At 48.7% G+C, this 17,785-nt stretch carries 12 protein-coding genes; all 12 read right to left on the reverse strand.

The genetic code is table 11. From position 1 onward, the window contains the following. Nucleotides 1-51: 51 nt before the first annotated feature. Entirely contained in the window at nucleotides 52-435 is a 384-nt protein-coding gene (locus CLV82_RS00450; RefSeq protein WP_133642344.1) for a cytochrome C oxidase subunit IV family protein, read from the reverse strand. A 42-nt stretch (nucleotides 436-477) separates the two neighbouring features. Continuing rightward, nucleotides 478-1,455, reverse strand: a complete 978-nt coding sequence (locus tag CLV82_RS00455) for a cytochrome c oxidase subunit 3 (RefSeq protein WP_133642345.1) — start codon at nucleotides 1,453-1,455, stop codon at nucleotides 478-480. A gap of 92 nt (nucleotides 1,456-1,547) precedes the next feature. After that, a complete protein-coding gene (locus tag CLV82_RS00460; RefSeq protein ID WP_133642346.1) occupies nucleotides 1,548-2,129 on the reverse strand; it encodes a cytochrome c oxidase subunit 3 in 582 nt (193 codons plus the stop codon). Continuing rightward, nucleotides 2,120-3,031, reverse strand: a complete 912-nt coding sequence (gene cyoE, locus CLV82_RS00465; protein WP_133642347.1) for a heme o synthase — start codon at nucleotides 3,029-3,031, stop codon at nucleotides 2,120-2,122. The genes CLV82_RS00460 and cyoE overlap by 10 nt, the downstream gene beginning before the upstream one ends. A gap of 174 nt (nucleotides 3,032-3,205) precedes the next feature. Continuing rightward, nucleotides 3,206-3,910: an energy transducer TonB gene (locus tag CLV82_RS00470; protein WP_133642348.1), complete on the reverse strand. Its 705-nt coding sequence runs from the start codon at nucleotides 3,908-3,910 to the stop codon at nucleotides 3,206-3,208. A 52-nt stretch (nucleotides 3,911-3,962) separates the two neighbouring features. Continuing rightward, on the reverse strand, nucleotides 3,963-4,382 hold the full coding sequence (locus CLV82_RS00475; RefSeq protein ID WP_133642349.1) for a VanZ family protein: 420 nt from the start codon (nucleotides 4,380-4,382) through the stop codon (nucleotides 3,963-3,965). Further along, nucleotides 4,354-4,734: a glycine cleavage system protein GcvH gene (gcvH, locus tag CLV82_RS00480; RefSeq protein WP_133642350.1), complete on the reverse strand. Its 381-nt coding sequence runs from the start codon at nucleotides 4,732-4,734 to the stop codon at nucleotides 4,354-4,356. The genes CLV82_RS00475 and gcvH overlap by 29 nt, the downstream gene beginning before the upstream one ends. A gap of 111 nt (nucleotides 4,735-4,845) precedes the next feature. Further along, nucleotides 4,846-11,955 (reverse strand): T9SS outer membrane translocon Sov/SprA, encoded by a 7,110-nt coding sequence (gene sov / locus CLV82_RS00485; RefSeq protein ID WP_133642351.1) that lies wholly within the window; start codon nucleotides 11,953-11,955, stop codon nucleotides 4,846-4,848. Between the two features lie 5 nt (nucleotides 11,956-11,960). Next, the gene (ruvA, locus tag CLV82_RS00490; RefSeq protein WP_133642352.1) at nucleotides 11,961-12,542 is read right to left on the reverse strand and encodes a Holliday junction branch migration protein RuvA; all 582 of its coding nucleotides are present in this window, start codon (nucleotides 12,540-12,542) and stop codon (nucleotides 11,961-11,963) included. A 43-nt stretch (nucleotides 12,543-12,585) separates the two neighbouring features. Continuing rightward, nucleotides 12,586-14,889 (reverse strand): NADP-dependent malic enzyme, encoded by a 2,304-nt coding sequence (locus tag CLV82_RS00495; RefSeq protein ID WP_133642353.1) that lies wholly within the window; start codon nucleotides 14,887-14,889, stop codon nucleotides 12,586-12,588. A 169-nt stretch (nucleotides 14,890-15,058) separates the two neighbouring features. Next, nucleotides 15,059-16,540, reverse strand: coding sequence for an MFS transporter (locus CLV82_RS00500; RefSeq protein ID WP_133642354.1), 1,482 nt, complete (start codon nucleotides 16,538-16,540; stop codon nucleotides 15,059-15,061). A 168-nt stretch (nucleotides 16,541-16,708) separates the two neighbouring features. Beyond that, a complete protein-coding gene (gene queG, locus CLV82_RS00505; protein ID WP_133642355.1) occupies nucleotides 16,709-17,632 on the reverse strand; it encodes a tRNA epoxyqueuosine(34) reductase QueG in 924 nt (307 codons plus the stop codon). Nucleotides 17,633-17,785: the final 153 nt, after the last annotated feature.

Consider the following 17,785-nt stretch of genomic DNA (forward strand, 5'->3'; position numbering starts at 1 on the left):
AAAATAAAAAAGACGGTTGTGAAACCGTCTTTTGATATTGTTAATAAAGTCTTAGAAATTCCACTTTACAAAGCCATCCTTGTACACGGTATAGATATAGTCTGCCTCGAACAGCAGGATAAAGATCAGGTAGCAGACCAGGAATATAGGGGTCCATACGATCGCCCTCCTGAGGGAACTCTTCTCATCCCTGAGGTGCATGAAATCCCATGCAATATAATAGGCCTTCACCAGGGTCAGGATGATAAAGATCCAGTTAAGCAACTTCATCCCGATAAAGTAATTGTGGGTGAGAAAATATGGTTTGGCAATACCTAATGCTACCTCTACCGCAGTCACAAGGGACAAGAATATGAGCACGCCCCAGATCTTCTGGGTATTTGATTTGAACTTAAGTAGTCCTCTGAAAATAGCTAGTTTGTGTCCGTGAGCCATAATAATTGTTATATGTTTTACTTCCCGATACCTTGGGAACGATTATACCAAATAGAAAAATGTAAATACAAATACCCATACAAGGTCTACAAAGTGCCAGTAGAGCCCAACTTTTTCTACCATTTCGTAGTGCCCCCTGCGCTCGTATGTACCCAGGATAATATTAAAGAAAATGATGATGTTGATCACCACCCCGGAGAATACGTGGAAGCCGTGGAAGCCGGTGATAAAGAAGAAGAAGTCTGCGAACAGCCTGCTCCCATACTCATTACGGACAAGGTTGGCACCTTCTACAACCAGGACAGCGTCTTCTATCCTTTCAAGGGATTCTTCCCGGGTCAGCATAGTCTTCTGGTGATCATCCGTCAGGGTTTCAGTCCTGATAAGGATATTTGGATTGCTTTTAAATCCTTCAACCACTTCATTGAGAGAATAGGTTGGCAGTGAGCTTTCATCCCCGTAATACCAGACTCCATTCTGCTCCAGGTGTTCCTGGCGAACATCCGGGATACTTGCTGCAAAGTCGCCTAATGCGGCGCGCTCGCCGGTCTCAGCATTAACAAACTGCAGGATACGGCCACCTTTGGTTTCCAGTGCACCATAATCTCCTTTTATAAAAGTTGCCCATTCCCAGGCCTGTGACCCGACGAATATCGCTCCTCCTATAATGGTCAGGAACATATATAGCACCACTTTGGATTTTTTCATATGGTGACCCGCATCAACGGCCAGTACCATGGTCACAGATGACATGATCAGGATAAAGGTCATAAAGGCAACGTAGTACATGGGGTAGTTCCCGTGAAAGAAGGGAACGTGGGTAAAAACCTCATCGGCGATTGGCCAGGTCTCGATAAATTTAAATCTGGAAAAACCATAAGCCGCGAGGAAGCCTGAAAATGTCAGGGCATCGGACACGATAAAGAACCACATCATCATTTTACCGTAACTGGCACCGAGGGGCTTATTACCGCCTCCCCATACATTTTCTTCCGCAGCCGGAGTAACCGAAGTATCCATAAAGTCTTTTTAAGAATATATTGGCAAATTTACATTTTTTTCCAGCAAACAAAAGTCCAATTCCCTATGAAATCGCACTTTTGTCGCTTTAATCAATTAAAGAAATAAAAAAATAAAATCAGGTACAGCCAAAGCAGGCCCAAAAAGTGCCAGAAGGTGATCCCTAACTCCATTCCTAACAGGTTCCCATTCGCATATTTTCCTTTCACCTGCTGGTATAATACCACGCCCAGTGAAATCAATCCTGCCACTACGTGAACGATATGCACCATAGCGATCAGGAAGATATAAGACATGGTAATACTGCTGGTAGGACCGGTAAAATAATAGCCCTGGGCCACCATCTGTGAAAAGCCTACGAATTGGAGCGCTATAAACAACAGGCCAAGCCCCAGGGTTACAAATAACCACCTTGTGCTTTTTCCTGCTTCTTCCTGGGCCTGGCTTCTCTTTGCCAGGTGGTAGCTGACACTGCTGATAAGAATGATCACCGTACTGATCAAGAAAGCCGAAGGCAGCACCAGGTCCTGCAACCAGTCTTCCCTGCTGCTGCTGACAATATAAGCGCTGGTCCAACCGGCAAAACCCATTATAAGGCTTACCATTCCGAACCACAACATCATTTTCTTGGCACGGGCATTCTTCTCCTGTGCGGTTCCTTGTGTTAAATCCATCTCCATAAAAATTTATCGATGACATATACCAGCTGCATCAGGGTAATATAACTGACACTGGCAAGCATCAGTTTCCTGGCAGAAATATTGTCTCTTTTTGTATATAATCTGAAGGCAAAGAACAACATCACCAGTCCCATGAGGAATACGATAACCCCGGCTGTTACTGATAAATGCAATCGCCCTGTAAAACCAAAGACCGGGATCACAGAAATGAGGATCATCCAGAAGGTGTAAAATATGATCTGGAATGCTGTACCGCGATCCTTTTTCCCGGTTGGCAACATCTTAAAGCCTCCTCTTTTGTAATCTTCGTGGAGCATCCATCCCAGGGCCCAGAAATGCGGGAACTGCCAGAAGAATTGTATCATGAACAGGGTCCCCGGCTCTATCCCGAACTCGTCCGTAGCCGCTACCCAGCCTAACATAAACGGTATGGCCCCGGGGATAGCCCCTACAAAGACAGAAAGCGGAGTTACCGTTTTCAGGGGGGTGTATACACTGGTATAAAGAAATATTGAGATCGCGCCGAACATGGCGGTCTTAGGATTTAAGGTGTAAAGGGTCACAAGTCCCAGCACCGTCATCAGCATCCCAAGGAAGAGCGCCGTATTCACACTCATTCTCCCTGCCGGGATCGGTCTGTTCCGGGTACGATTCATCAGCAGGTCAAGATCCCTTTCTATGACCTGGTTAAAAGCATTAGACGCGCCCACCAGGCAATATCCACCAAAGGCAAGGAGTAACAGGGACAGGCCGGAGATCTCGGTAGCACCCAGCAGGTAACCGGCTATAGAAGAGAAAACCACGCTGATCGCCAACCTGGCTTTGGTGATTTCTTTAAAGTCGGCCAGTGTCATAGACCAGGTTATGTTTTTTGCCGCACCGATCGCAGTCTTCATGCGTTGATTTTAAGAGTGCAAAGATAACACCCAATCTATTTGTTTGCAATCTTAAGGAGTTGTTTATCGCTTCTTTATAAATCCACATATAGTATAATTAATCTGCCCGTTAAAAAAACAGCATAAAAAAACCCCGGCATTGTTGCCGGGGTCCTGGTTCTATATAGAATAGTATTACTGTAATTTAAATGTGATCGGGATACTGAAAGGAACCCTTACCGGGCGACCCCTTTGTTTTCCGGGAGTCATTTTCGGAAGCTTCTCGATGATCCTGAGTGCCTCGGCTTCCAGGTTCTTGTCCGGTCCGCGGTAACGGATATTACCGATACTACCGTCAGTCTGGATGGTAAACATTACGTTTACACGCCCCTGTATACCCATTTCCTGTGCAATTTCAGGATAACGGAAATTTCTTCGGATATGGTCCTGCATTTTTTCATTAAAGCAAGCCCTCTTATCTTTTGCTCCTTCGCAACCGGGGAAGATCGGTACATCTTCAATAACAGCGAAAGGAACATCTATATCTTCATCAACTTCGTCAACTTCTACATCCTCAACCTCAATTACCTCTTCTTCCTGGCTGGTCTCGGTAGACTCGATCACGGTTTCTTCCACTTCTTCCTCATCTTCAACTACCTCGATAACTTCGGGAGCTGCAGGTGGTGGTGGTGGCGGTGGAGTCTTGATCTGCTCGGTCATTGGGACTTCCTCATCAAGTTGATCTTCGACGTTCAGAGATATATCGTAATCCTGAACTTCATCATAGGTTTTCCACTCAAGTGCCACGTAGACCAATGCCATCACGAGCGCAAGCCCTAATACGAAGTAAAGGCCGCTATTTCTTCTCAAGTCAGCTTTTGGATTCTTTTTGGGTTCCATACATTTTGGTTTAGTGTTCGCTAATTTAACTATTTTATTACTAATCCTGCAATTAAATTTTCCACTTTAACTGCCGGTTTCCGGAAAAAAGGAGCTTTAAGAAAGCAGTCCCGGTAAGCGCCCCGATGGTATTGGCAATTACATCAGCCAATTCCCCGCTGCGCCAGCTCGTGTAGGTACTTTGTAACACCTCAATAATTATACCAAACACCAGGGAAAACAGGAAAGAAATCAGCAGTGCATTCGAGAGGCGCATTTTTCCGCTGCTGCGTTCCCGGAGGGCAAATCCGAGGGTAATTGCAGCAACTGAATAAAAAACGAAATGCACCAGCTTATCCATATAAGGAAAACTGATTTCGTCATCCACTCCCGAAAATGAAAAAAAGCTGAGCAGCGTTATCATCACCATCCAGCTTATAAATACTATTGTATACTTATTGGAGTTAAGCACCAACCAGCTCCTTGTATTCATCGGCAGACATCAGACCATCTACTTCAGAACTATCGCTGATCTTAACCTTGATCATCCAGCCTTCGCCGTAAGGATCAGAATTAACTTTTTCAGGCTCATCTTCCAGGGCCTCGTTAAACTCCACTATGGTCCCGCTAAGTGGCAGGAACAGGTCAGAAACAGTTTTTACCGCCTCAACGGTTCCAAAAACTTCCTCCTGGTCCAGGGTCTCATCCAGGGTCTCCACTTCTACATATACGATATCTCCCAGCTCTCCCTGGGCAAAATCGGTAATTCCAACGGTGGCTACATCGCCCTCGATCCGGATCCATTCGTGGTCCTTGGTATACTTAAGTTCTGACGGTATGTTCATTGTGCTTTGTTTTGCTTAGGCAGCAAATGTAATTGTTTCTGTCAAGGTTTTCAAAAATGCAGAAAGGAAAAAACCTGCTAATATGAAGCCTGTCAGGGCCGGGTTTACCTTTTAGTTCCCGAAATTATAGCGCAGGGTGAACCCGGTGTTGATGGTGGTCTGTGGAAATGCAGTAGAAACCGCAAATTGGGAGAACGAATGATCGTAGAAGAACAGGGCGTTCAGGTTTTTGCTCAGGGCGTAATCCGCGGTAAACTTGACAGACAACAGGTTCTGCCCTGAAGTGATCTGGTTATTATCAATATCCAGGCTGCGGATAATGGTAATATTATCCCTGAGGGTAACATCTGCTTTCAGGTTTAGATCCCCTTTCAGCCTTTGCTTTTCACCCCCGATGTTGGTGACGAATTGAACGTCCTTGAACCTGTACCCAAGTCCTACGGTATATTCCTTTCCATTGATCTCTGTCATCAGTTGGTTGTCAAAACTCAGTGAAAGTGCCCGGTCTGTACGGACCTCCGCCAGCACGCTCAGCGAACTCTTGGTTTCAAAATCAACGCGCATCAGCGGGTTGAACTGGTCGGTCAGGACCACATTATTGATCAGCAGCTCAGGCTGCAGGTTGCCGGTATCGGCATCAAAGAGGTTGTTCTGCCTTTCCAGGTTGGTCTGGAAAGAGTTGATACTGTAGGCTGCCCTGTACCCGTGGCTGAGTGAAAAACGGGTGAACTTCTTGCGGAACCACTGGTTGCGCATTAAGCCGGTATATTTAATGTTCCAGTTCGGGATAGGAATGTCCCTGAAAGCATCCAGGTTTACCCTGTCAACTTCCTGCCCGGTATACGCCGCAAAGAAAGCCGGCAGCAACACTTCCTGGCTGCTCTTACCATACCTCAGCGGGAAGCCATCACTATCCAGGCCCTCGTCCGCACCATTACGGTCAGAAAGCAAGCGGTTGGCTATAGTGATCCGGTTCTCTTTAAAGGTCTCGAAGTTGATCGATTCTGTCTCGTCGCTCTTGTTGAAAAAGGTACTGATCATCACCGTAGAGATACTGAAGTTACCATTGGTATTCGGTGTCTGTACAATGTACTCCCCGTCCTCTATATCAAAATTCTCCCTGAGGCTTTCCGAGTACTGCCGGTCTGCAGTCAGGTCGATGGTCAAATCCTGCATGGGCTGGGCCGTAGCAGTAAGGTTGAGCTGTGTATTCTTCTGGCGGATGAACTGTTCGTTATACCCATCAAAATCGGTCAGCCACCCATTACGGGCCGCCTGGAAACGTACATCAGCCTGGCTTCCGAAAACAAAGCCGAGGGTAGGCTTAGTAGTCCCGATAAATCCAATAGACGGGAGGTAGCCCGGGAGTACCTGCCCGTTATTCTCACTGTAATTCGCGTTAAGCCTTTTGATCATGGTGACCAGGTCTATAAAGGCATTCCCGAGGCCTGAACTCTTCTTACCGGCTTCCTGGCCTGCGGCCGGCCTGCCCGCTTTATCACGCCTGGCCGGGGCCCTGCCCGATACTGCCTTGCTGCCCCTTTTCTTTAAGCCGATCTTATCGTAGAATCGTTGCATGCTCAGGGAAGCCGTCAGGTTGTGGGTATTGGCATTCTGTACGGTGTTCACATCGTTTCCGACTACTTCTCGGATTGCATCTCCGCCGCGCTGCCATTCAAAATTACTGGTATAGGTATATTGGGCATTAATGAAATCAAGTATCGGAATTTTGTTAAGCGGCAGTTCGTAGTTCAGCTGCAACTGCTGGTTATGACGGTTGGGATCCCCGACATCAAAGAAACCATCCCATAAGGTCAGGGTAGGATCGATAATTGGCTCCGGCGCATCCGGGTCCTCGAAATAATTACGGACGATACGGTTGTTGGATGCAGTTAGGTTCAGGCGAAGCGACTTGGTAAGGCTGTAGTTTACCGCGTACTGCCAGTTGAACTGGTAGTTGCGCTGCTGTAACAAGGGCAGCTCCAGGCGCTCTACCCCGGGCTCCAGTACATCGCGGAATCGCTGCTGGTTCAGTTGGCGGTCTATATTAGACTGCACAGCCACGCTCGCCGGGAGCACATTAAAATTGAGCTCCTTAAGCCACTGCCAGTATTTCCCCGTAAAGAGCGAATCCTTCTTTGCAAAAGGTGCTACCTCGGTGGGTTTAAAATTATGGTTATAAACAAAACCGGTGGCAACATCCTGGTCTCTCAGGTTCTCTATTTCGAAATCCCTGTGGTCGGTTTCGTTATAGGAATAGTTGAACGTAAAATTCTCAACGTCGTAGAAGTTGGCTTCTGCTTCCTCCCCACGGTTCTTCCTCACCCCGATAAAATTAATACTGGTCCTTTTAGTGTAATCCTCTGCCTGCTCCCTGATCTCTTCCGCAACCTCTTGTGACGGGGCGGCGGCAATCCTGTCCTCCAGTTTAAGATCATCGTATACCGGGTCAAATTCCGGGGTGATGAGTTGTTCGGAGATCCCGTAATTGAAAGGGATCTGCAGGTTCCATTTCTGAGGCAACAACTGCCCTAATTCCACATTGGTCACCACATCGTAGGCAACAGCATCTTCGCGGGACCGCTCGTTCGGCATCTGGTCGATGGCCCCAAACCCGGAAGTACTTTTACTTCCCGTGGCTGATACATTGGCAAAATCGGCCAGGTTGGCGTCCATAGCGGCTACAGCCGCCCAACCCCCGTTATTATCCAGGCCGGCCAGGCGGAGCTCGTTGAACCACACCTCTCCCCGTGCCGGGATATTATCAATATTTTTCACTCCTACCATCATGCTCCGCAAACTACCCAGTGAGGGGTTTCCACGTATCCCGATACGAACACGGCCGGCTGTTCTCGGGGCATCTTCTGCCACCGGGATCACTTCCCCGTCCACTACTTCGTAAAAATTAATCTCGGTGAGGCTCTGGTTCGCGATCCCTAGGGATTTTACTTTGTTAAGGTCAGAAAGAGATACCTCCAGTTCGTTGATCGAAGGCCAGATCTCGGAAGCGGTACTGGCTCCGAATGGCGTGAATTGCAAGGGCAGTTCCAGCTGGTAAAAGTTCTCAGAGAAATCTGTTCCTATCCGGAGGAAACCGACCAATGGTGTCTCTCCATCTGTATAATCCGTATCTACGATCTCTTCGGCATGCATAAACATCTTTATACGCTCGTACTGCCGGATATCGATATTTACGTTTTTAAACACCCCTCGGGAATCCTGTGGTTCCAGGTTCTCTACTACGAAAGATAGAGATTGCTCGTTCTGGCGGATGATAGTATTGTTATTGTTGAGCTGTTCCCTCAGCACCCCCGGAGGCAATACATAAGGGATAGGGATCCTGGAGTTATTCTCTTCAATGTTAACGGTGTTCACATCCACAACAGTTCCGTCATCTGCAGGGTTATCGCCACCGGTTTCCAGGGTCTTGGTGTAATTCCTCCAGTCGCCCCGCACCAGGTCCAGGGTCGCAAAACGCAAGACCACATCACTGCTGAAGCCCGTCATATACATCCGCATAAAACTGATAGACCTGAAATCGGAAATTCCACCTACGGCATCAGTAAAGTCGCTGAGCGGGATCTTGTACTGTATCCAACGGCGGTTTAAACGATCTCCATTGGGAAGGTCCGGAGTAGTCCCTTCCTTAATGTCGGTCACATATTTATCGTCAATGGTGGTATTCGGTTTGATCTGTATGCGGTACTCGTAATAACTGTTGATGGTATTCATCGTCAGGTCCCGGTCCACATCCTCCACGTCAGGTAAAGTTGTAGAACCCCGGTTCGTATTGGTTACCGTTACTGGCGAGTTCCCCTGGGGGTTATTGAAATCCCGGTAGCGTTCCAGGATATTCCCTTCCCTGTTCAGGTAATAAGTATAGTTGTCAAGGGCCGGGTCTTCCGGGGGACCGTTATAACCCTGTGCTGCTTCATCAGTATCAAGGAGCCCGTCATACCCAACGTCTTGCAGGTTCCTGTTGGTTGCGTCTGCATCAAAAGCGTAAACCAGGGACTGGGTGGCCGGCACCTTACCCCAGACTGTCGGGGTAGTAAGGTCATTGCTATTTACCCCGGGCAGCCCGTTTTCGTATTGCTTACGTCCATCGGCCAGAATATCTTCGGAAATGTTCCCAAGGTTGATCACCAGTTCACCGGGACTGGTGGCAGATCCGTCCACGTATGGATCCATCACCCAGAATTGCACGAATTCTACGTTGCTCTGTTCAAAGTTGGTACTGCTGAGGGCACGCATGATCCCTGCCCATTTCTGGTCCGGTGTCTCTGCCGCGAAATTAGCATTGGCATTATAGGGTCCTCTCTGCCCCGGCAGGTAAACCAAATCCAGTGTATTCTGAACCGTGGTCTGCCCCTGGGCTATATCCACCTGTGGGAAAACCTCGTCTATAAAGACCCTTCGGGTTTCATTAGTGGAAATATCATTATCGGTTATCGCAGCCGGGCGCTGGTTAGTATAAAAGATAGGGTCGATGGTATACCAGGCCATTTTTGCACGCTCGTACCCGGTTTCCAGCCCCGTTTCTCCCTCATCCAGGAACTCCAGCGGGGTACTGGCCAGGGTCCATCCCAGGGACGACCGGATATCGATCAGAGCCTGGGCACCTTCAAAATCATCTAGGTAGGTTGTGGTTTCCCCCATGAAATCCGCATTCTTTGGAGAATTCGGTTTCAGGAAGGCCACCTCTCCCCTGAGCGACAGGTTAGAAGCAACATCGGTATCGATGTTGGGCAGCATATTCACCAGCCTTGTCAGGAATGGGATCTCCGTGGAGAAGTTCCCATTAAAACCAAAGATGGTATTGTTAACCGGCTCTACCCCGAAGTTGGATTTTTGGGTCAGCGGTCTTTCATTCAGGTTCAGCATGGTAGCTCCCAGCACAAAATTCTCGTTCACCTGGTGCTCCACGTTCACCCCGGTAAAACGCCGGGTCTGTTGCCCGAAGACGGCATTATTCTCTACCGAGATATTGATAGGTGTATTGGATGCTTCCAGGCTTGGATCCAGGATCTGTACAGTTCCCGCCTGGTAATTCACGGTATAATCGATTCCTTCCTGCAGTTGCCTCCCGCCGGCAGTAACCCGTACCGATCCCTGGGGAACATTAAAAGCCCCGATCGGGATCCCGTTGGTTCCCTCCGATTTGTAACGCCCTTTAAGACGGAAACGGTTTTTCTCAGCATCTTCCAGGGAAGCTGCCTTGGTCTGGGCATACATATCCCTGAAGACGTATTTTCTCTGGTTCTCGTTATAACCCTGGTCATCCGGCACATCATAGGTTCCGCCTCCCAGCAGGTTAAAGAGGTATTCCCCGAAAGGCTCTACCGTGGTAAAGATGATCTGGCCTCCCCTGGTGTCCACGGTAATACCCGGGACAAAATCGAAGAATCCATCTCCCCTAGGTTGCACATCGTTATAAACATTCAGCCGGTCCAGGTTAAACACATCCAGCAGGATTCGGTCTTCCAGGGGCACCGGGTTATCCGGCCAGCCCACATCCGGGTTCACCGGGGTGATATAGTTCCTCGGGGTAGGGTCAGAATAGAGGATATTCAGTTTAAAGTCTTCCTGGCTTAACTGGAAGGCCCCAGTGGAATAGATGTTCTTCATCATCAGGTCCCAGATGGGGTCGTTCACGTTCGTGATATTACTTTTCAGCAGTTTCACGACCAGGGTATTGTTACTGATCTGTTGTTCAGCAACCGGGTTCACCGTGGTTGCGTCTACGCCCCCGTTGGCAAATTCACCCACCTGGTACACCTGCCCGTCCAGGGTATACTGGAACGCTACCCCCAGTACCTCGTCGTTACTCAAGCGCTGGTTCAGGGAAATATACCCCAGCTGTGTATTCAACTGGTAGTCTCTTCCCGGTTCCAGTTTCCTGGCGTTTTCCAGGATGGCATAATCAAATCCCTGGTTAACACTGTACCCGGTGTTGATATCAAAACCGCTATCCACGGTGGCGATGTCACGGATGTTCTGGTTGAGCACCCCTTCGGCTGTTCCCAGTAAGGCAGGGTCGTAATCGTTGGCATTGTTCCTCGGCGGAGGGTTCGAGGAGCTGACGTTAAAAAAACCGGCAGGCTCCCCGTTGGTCTGCCCTATCCGGGTCCTGCTCTTTATTCCTTCTCCCAGGTCCTGGATGGCTACGATATTCCGGACATTCTGTGTCTGCTGGCTGCGGTTGGTGACCCAAACCTCCAATCGAGTGATCTGTACCTGGCTACGGATGTAGGGGTAGTTCGCGAGGGCTTCGTTATACTGGTTCCGGAAATACTGCGCCAGGAAAAAGTGCTTATCCTCGTCGTAATCCAGGGCTGTCAGTTCAAAATCATTGAGAGTTCCTCCTCCTTGTGCCACCACCGTGTTATTCTGGGATCGCTGCTCGGAGACCACCGCGGTGACCGTGGTCTTTCCGAATTGCAATTGTGTCTTTACCCCGAAAAGGCTTTGGGCCCCGGTGATCAGTGAACTGTTCAGGGGCATGTTCACGTTCCCGATCTCTATCTTCCGGATAATATCGTCTTCGGTGGGGGTGAAATCCAGCTTAACAAGGTTCTGGAAATCAAAGGTAGCCTCGGTATCATAATTCGCCGTCACCTGTAAACGCTCGCCTACTTTTCCCAGCATACTCAGACTGATGCGCTGGTCAAAATCGAACGAGAGATTCGTCCTGTTCCTCGGGGACAGAGCCGGGTTATCATTTTTTTGCCAGATGACGCCAAGGTCCATGGCTACGGATCCCTGGGGGATCACTTCTATAGTATTGCCTCCAAAAACGGATTCAAAGAAATTATTGTTTACATAGAAATTGGGAAGCAGGTTCTTACGGGCCTCTTCGCTACCCGCCTTTCGCCCTGAGAAGGCGTCGATCTTTTCCTTGAAATAGGATTTCATATTTTCCTGCTCCACCAGTTCCAGGTACTGTTCCGGTGTCAGGATCACGGGGTAGGTAATATCATATTCTCCCACTTGCTGGGTATAGATATACCGATCCAGCTGGGGATCGTAAGTATAGCGGGAAACAATGCTTTCAGGGTCCTGCAGTTCTAATCGCCCGAGGGCGATCCCGGTTTCGGTAGAATCCGTTTCCACTTCGGTTTCCTGGCCGTAAGCACCGGCCAGTACCGTAATGAACAGTACCCAAAGATGGAGAAGCTTAAATGAAGAAGATTTAAGTATTGACGTTGCCCCTGTTTTCAAACTTGTTACAAATTTTTCAGCGCCAGTTTAATTATGTCTTCGACGCTACGTGTCGGGTCATCGATCATCGCCTTATCCACGGCCTTTTCGGCTTGTTTCCGGACGAATCCAAGGACCTCTAAAGCTGATAACGCTTCTTCTTTATTTGTATTGTTCGATGGAGCTGAAACTTCCCCGATATCCTGAATTTTCAGAACCTTGTCTTTGAGGTCCAAAATAGCCCTCTGGGCCGTTTTGGCACCTATCCCCTTGACAGACTGAATAGTAGCCACATCACCGTTGGCAATAGCGTCTCTTACCTGTTGCGGAGTTAGAGAGGATAACATGGTCCTGGCAATACTGGCACCTATGCCGGAAACGGACAATAAGAGGAGGAAGATCTCCCGCTCAGAGGGCTGGGCAAAACCAAAGAGGGTATGTGCGTCTTCGCGTACCTGTAAGTGCGTATACAGCATCAATTGCTCTTCATCCCTGATCAGGGAAAAGGTGTTCAGGGAAATATTGACAAAATAGCCTATTCCTGCACACTCAATGACGACATGGGTAGGATGCTTCTCTACGAGCTTCCCTTTAAGATGGGTGATCATGGTTGGTTTATTATTTGGGTGATGGCATTAAAATATGCCGGTCTTAAATTTTTACGGTACCCTGTTTGGCTTTCCTGCGCTTCTCGCGTTCCTGGGCATCGATCACTGCAACCGCGGTCATATTCACCATTTCATTCACGTTAGCCCCCAGCTGCAGCAGGTGAACAGGCTTCCTCAGTCCAAGCATGATGGGCCCTATAGAATCAGCCTTGTTCAGTTCCTTCAGCAACTTGTAAGTGATGTTGGCGGCTTCCAGGTTAGGGAAGATCAGGGTATTTACTTTTTTACCGGCTAGTTTTGAGAATGGGAACTGGCTCTGGTGCAGCTCCTTGTTCAATGCGAAATCGGTTTGTATCTCCCCGTCCACTACCATTTCAGGGTGATTTTCGTGCAGGATCTGCACCGCCTTTGCCACCTTGGTGGCATGTGGATGGTTAGAGGATCCAAAGTTCGCGTAAGACAGCAGCGCGATCACAGGGTCAAACCCAAAGGCGCTGGCCAGGTTAGCAGTCATTACCGAGATCTCCGCGATCTCTTCCGCAGCAGGATCAATATTGATCGAGGTATCTGCCAGGAATAAAGGCCCTCTCTTAGTATTCATAATATGTACCGTCGCTGCGTTGCGTACGTTGGTTGAGCGGCCAATGACCTCGAAGATTGGTTTTACAGCACTTGGGAAGGCCCGGGTCTGCCCGGATATCATCCCGTCAGCATCTCCTTCCAGCAACATCATGGCCCCAAAATAATTACGCTCGCGCATTTTCGACTTGGCATTATGAAGGGTAGATCCTTTCCGCTTACGGTTTTCCCAGTACTGGGTTGCGTAATGCAGTCTTTTCTCGCTGGACTCCGGGGCGTTTGGGTCTATCACGGGAACGTCCGCATCAAACTCCAGCTCCTCCATCAGTTCTTTGATCACCTCTACTTTTCCAAGCAGTACAGGGTGTGCAATCCCTTCCTCGTAAGCGATCTGGGCTGCCTTAAGTACGTCCAGGTTATCCGCTTCGGCAAATACGATCTTCTTCGGATCTATTTTAGCCCTGTTCATCAGCAGGCGCATCACCTTATTGTCATCCCCGGAACGCTGCATCAGGGTTTCCCGGTAGGCCTCCCAGTCATCGATGGGCGCTTTCGCTACCCCGCTGTCCATAGCGGCCTTGGCCACTGCCGGCGGGATCTCCACGATCAGCCTGGGATCAAAAGGTTTGGGAATTATGTAATCCTTGCCAAATGTAAGGCGGGTTTCACCGTAGGCGATATTCACCTGTTCAGGAACCGGTTCTTTTGCCAGTTCGGCGAGGGCTTTTACCGCCGCCATCTTCATTTCTTCATTGATCTTGGTTGCCCTGACATCCAGCGCTCCCCTGAAGATAAAAGGAAACCCAAGAACGTTATTCACCTGGTTAGGATGGTCTGATCGACCCGTGGCCATGATGACATCTTCCCTGGTCTTACAGGCCAGGTCATAATTAATTTCCGGGTTGGGATTGGCCATGGCAAATACGATAGGCCGCTTAGCCATGGATTTCAGCATGGCAGGACTGAGGATATCGGCAATGGAAAGCCCGATAAAGATATCGGCATCCTTTACCGCCTGCTCCAGGGTATCTATCTTCCGGCTTGTGGCAAATTCCAGTTTCTCCCCGCTGATGCCTTCCCGGTCTTTCCGGATCACACCTTTACTATCCAGCATCACCATATTCTCGCCTTTGGCACCCAGGGCCTTGTACAACCTTGAGCAGGAGATAGCTGCGGCACCTGCACCGGAGATCACGATTTTCACCTTCTCCAGTTTCTTTTTGGCGATCTCCACAGCGTTCAGTAAAGCCGCCGCGGAAATAATGGCTGTCCCGTGCTGATCATCATGCATTACCGGGATGTCCAGTTCGTCCTTTAAGCGTCGTTCAATTTCAAAAGCTTCGGGAGCTTTGATATCCTCGAGGTTGATCCCGCCAAAAGTTGGAGCGATCATTTTTACGGTCTCTATGAATTTCTCCACATCCTTGGTATCTACCTCTATATCCATCCCGTCAATGTCCGCGAAGATCTTAAAGAGAAGGCATTTCCCTTCCATAACGGGTTTTGAGGCCAGGGGACCTATATCGCCAAGACCGAGGACAGCAGTTCCATTACTGATCACAGCCACCAGGTTACCTTTAGAAGTATAGCGGTAGGCATTCTCCTTGTTCTTCTCTATCTCCAGGCAGGGTTCTGCCACCCCGGGAGAATAAGCCAGGGCCAGGTCGCGCTGGGTAGAATAGGGTTTGGTGGGAACAATTTTTATTTTACCGGGTTGTGGTTTCGCGTGGTATATAAGGGCTTCGCGTCTTTTCTTTTCTTTGCTCATAAGGATGGCCTTTGAATCACAAATTTAGTAGTATTTCTTTGGAATTAGTTCTTTGCTGCCGAAACAAATCTGCAGTGATAGATAAGCACTAAAAATATAATGGGTTTAACCCGGGAAAGCAAATGACCAGGGGTTACAGCAGGAGCACAGCTCTCAACCTCAGTGCCACCTACTTATCTGCTTTATCAGCTTCAATATTCAACCTGGGTGGTGGAGTCGGGGGGACCACCCTGAGCCTCATCGCCAGCACAGCAGCAATAATAAAGAAGGCACCCCCGAACAGGATAGCATTGACCGCGTTATTGCCCAGGAAATTCTTTATAATGAATCCAAAGGAAAGCGTCTGGATGAGCATGGGAATCACGATCATCATGTTTACGATTCCCATGTAAACTCCACGACGTTCTTCCGGGATCACCTTGGACACCATGGCATACGGGATCCCCATCATGGCAGCCCACCCGATCCCGAACAATATCATCGGGAGCAGCAGGGCAATCCTGTCGGTAATAAAAGGCATGCTGATCAGCGCTATCCCCGTGAGGAACAAACTGAGCACATACACTATTTTTGAACTGTACTTTCGTGCGATCGGCACCAGGGCAAGGGCCACCAGCATGGTGACCATGTTATAGGTCCCGTTCATCAGCCCGGTCTGTGCCAGTGCCTGTTCAGACATCAGCTGCACATTCTGGGCAAAGCTCATATCCTCTGCACCGATCACCTCCCCTGACCTGCAGGCTTCCATGATGGTCTCGAACCTGGAAGTGTCGCTGTTACTTATGCCGAACAGGCTGGTCCTCAGCATGGGTGTAATGAACTGCCAGTATACGAAAAGGGCATACCATTGAAAGAAATAGACAGCGGCAAGTTTCCACATCAGTTTGGGCATACTCCCTATGGCGTGTGCTATCTCTATGATAGGTTCAAAAGTGCGTTTCAGGACAGAGTCGGTCTGTTTCCTTTCCCGGATATATTCCAGCTCCTTGTCCGTTGGAGGGATCTCCGGGGTTTTCCAGACAGACCACAGGATAGTGGTCACCGAAGCTATGGCTCCCAGGAAGAAAGAATAATACACCCATTTAGGAATGGCCGTCACTACCTCTGTACCGGTACTGCACAACTCCCCTGCCACGGCAGGAACAGAGAACCAGTCCTGGAAGAGGAAAAGAGAAAAGTTAGCCAGGGTGATACCGGCACCCACAAAGAGGCTCTGCATCTGGTAGCCATAAGTAAGTTGTTTGTCCGGTAATTTATCCCCCACAAAAGCCCGGTAAGGCTCCATAGCTGTATTGTTGGCTGCGTCCAGAACCCAGAGCAGCCCCACGGCGAACCACAATTCCGGGCTGAAAGGAAAAGCCACAAGACACAAACTGGCCAGGATAGCACCGATCAGGAAAAAGGGTTTCCTGCGCCCGTATTTGGGAGACCAGGTCTTATCGGAGATGGCACCAATAAGAGGTTGGATTAGCAGACCGGTAACAGGTCCAGCAAGGTTCAGTAACGGTAATTCTTCATGGTGAGCACCTAGGAATGAAAATATAGGGTTCACCGCGGTTTGCTGTAATCCAAAACTGAACTGGATTCCGAAAAATCCGACATTCATGTTCCATATCTGCCAAAAACTTAACTCGGGCTTCCTGATCTTCATGTGGTAAAGACGTAGACTTGTTGTTGGTATTTGATTGGTTACCAGTTTATTAACTCAGTAATGATTTATGAAAAACACTACTGAAAAATCAAAAACTGATGTGGAAGATAGTTATTAAAGACCTTTCCTAACAAATTCTTAACATTAATCTAAAAGCATTGTAGCCTATTATGACTTCAGGAATTTAATATTCCGCTTAAGTCCTGAGAATTTGGTGCGCTTTACCGCAGATTTGCGAAATACCTCCCGGAAGACATCTTCGGTGATCTCTTCCCAGTCCTTTTTGCTCATCTGCAACATCTCCGGATGTGGGTCAAATGCAGGTTCCCGGTGGGGTTTGGAAAAACGGTTCCAGGGGCAGACGTCCTGGCAGGTATCACAGCCGAAGGCCCAGTCATCGAACTGGCCTTTTACCTCGGAGGGGATCTCGTTCTTTAGTTCGATCGTAAAATAAGAAATGCATTTACTGCCATCTACCACGTAGGGCGCTACAATAGCCTGGGTGGGGCAGGCATCAATACAGGCGGTACAGGTTCCGCAGTGATCGGTCACCGGGGAATCGGGTTCCAGTTCCAGGTCTGTGATCAGCTCTGCAATAAAATAGAATGATCCCAGCTGCCGTGTCAATAGGTTAGAATGCTTTCCTACCCAGCCCAGGCCACTGCGTGCCGCCCAGGCCTTATCCAGGACAGGGGCCGAATCTACGAAAGCCCTGCCGTGAACTTCCCCGATATTCTCGGTAATGAACTGCTGCAACTCCCTCAGTTTTGATTTGATCACATGATGGTAATCCTGCCCGTAAGCGTACTTGGAAATTTTGTAGGTCCCCTCCTGCTGAGTCTCTTCGGGATAATAATTGAGCAGGAGAGAAATGACCGATTTAGCTCCATCCACCAGCTTGGTAGGGTCCAGTCTCTTATCGAAATGGTTTTCCATATAAGACATCTCCCCGTGCATCCCCTGCCGCAGCCATTGTTCGAGGCGTGGGGCTTCCTCTTCAAGAAAGCCTGCACGAGATACCCCACAGGATAAAAAACCGAGGCGTTTTGCTTCGGTCTTAATCATCTCCTTGTAGGTGTATTTCTGTTGCATGGGTTATCCGCCTGATCAGGGCGAAGGTACAAATCTAAAAAAAGAAGCGCCGGGTAGATCCTGTGAATATAATATTAGCCGTTCTAAAAAATAATACTGAAAATTATTTTAGAGTCATAGCTACTGGCTTAGTTTTAATATGTAGACTCGGAA

It is taken from the genome of Zeaxanthinibacter enoshimensis, from assembly GCF_004362865.1.
GTDB lineage: Bacteria > Bacteroidota > Bacteroidia > Flavobacteriales > Flavobacteriaceae > Zeaxanthinibacter > Zeaxanthinibacter enoshimensis.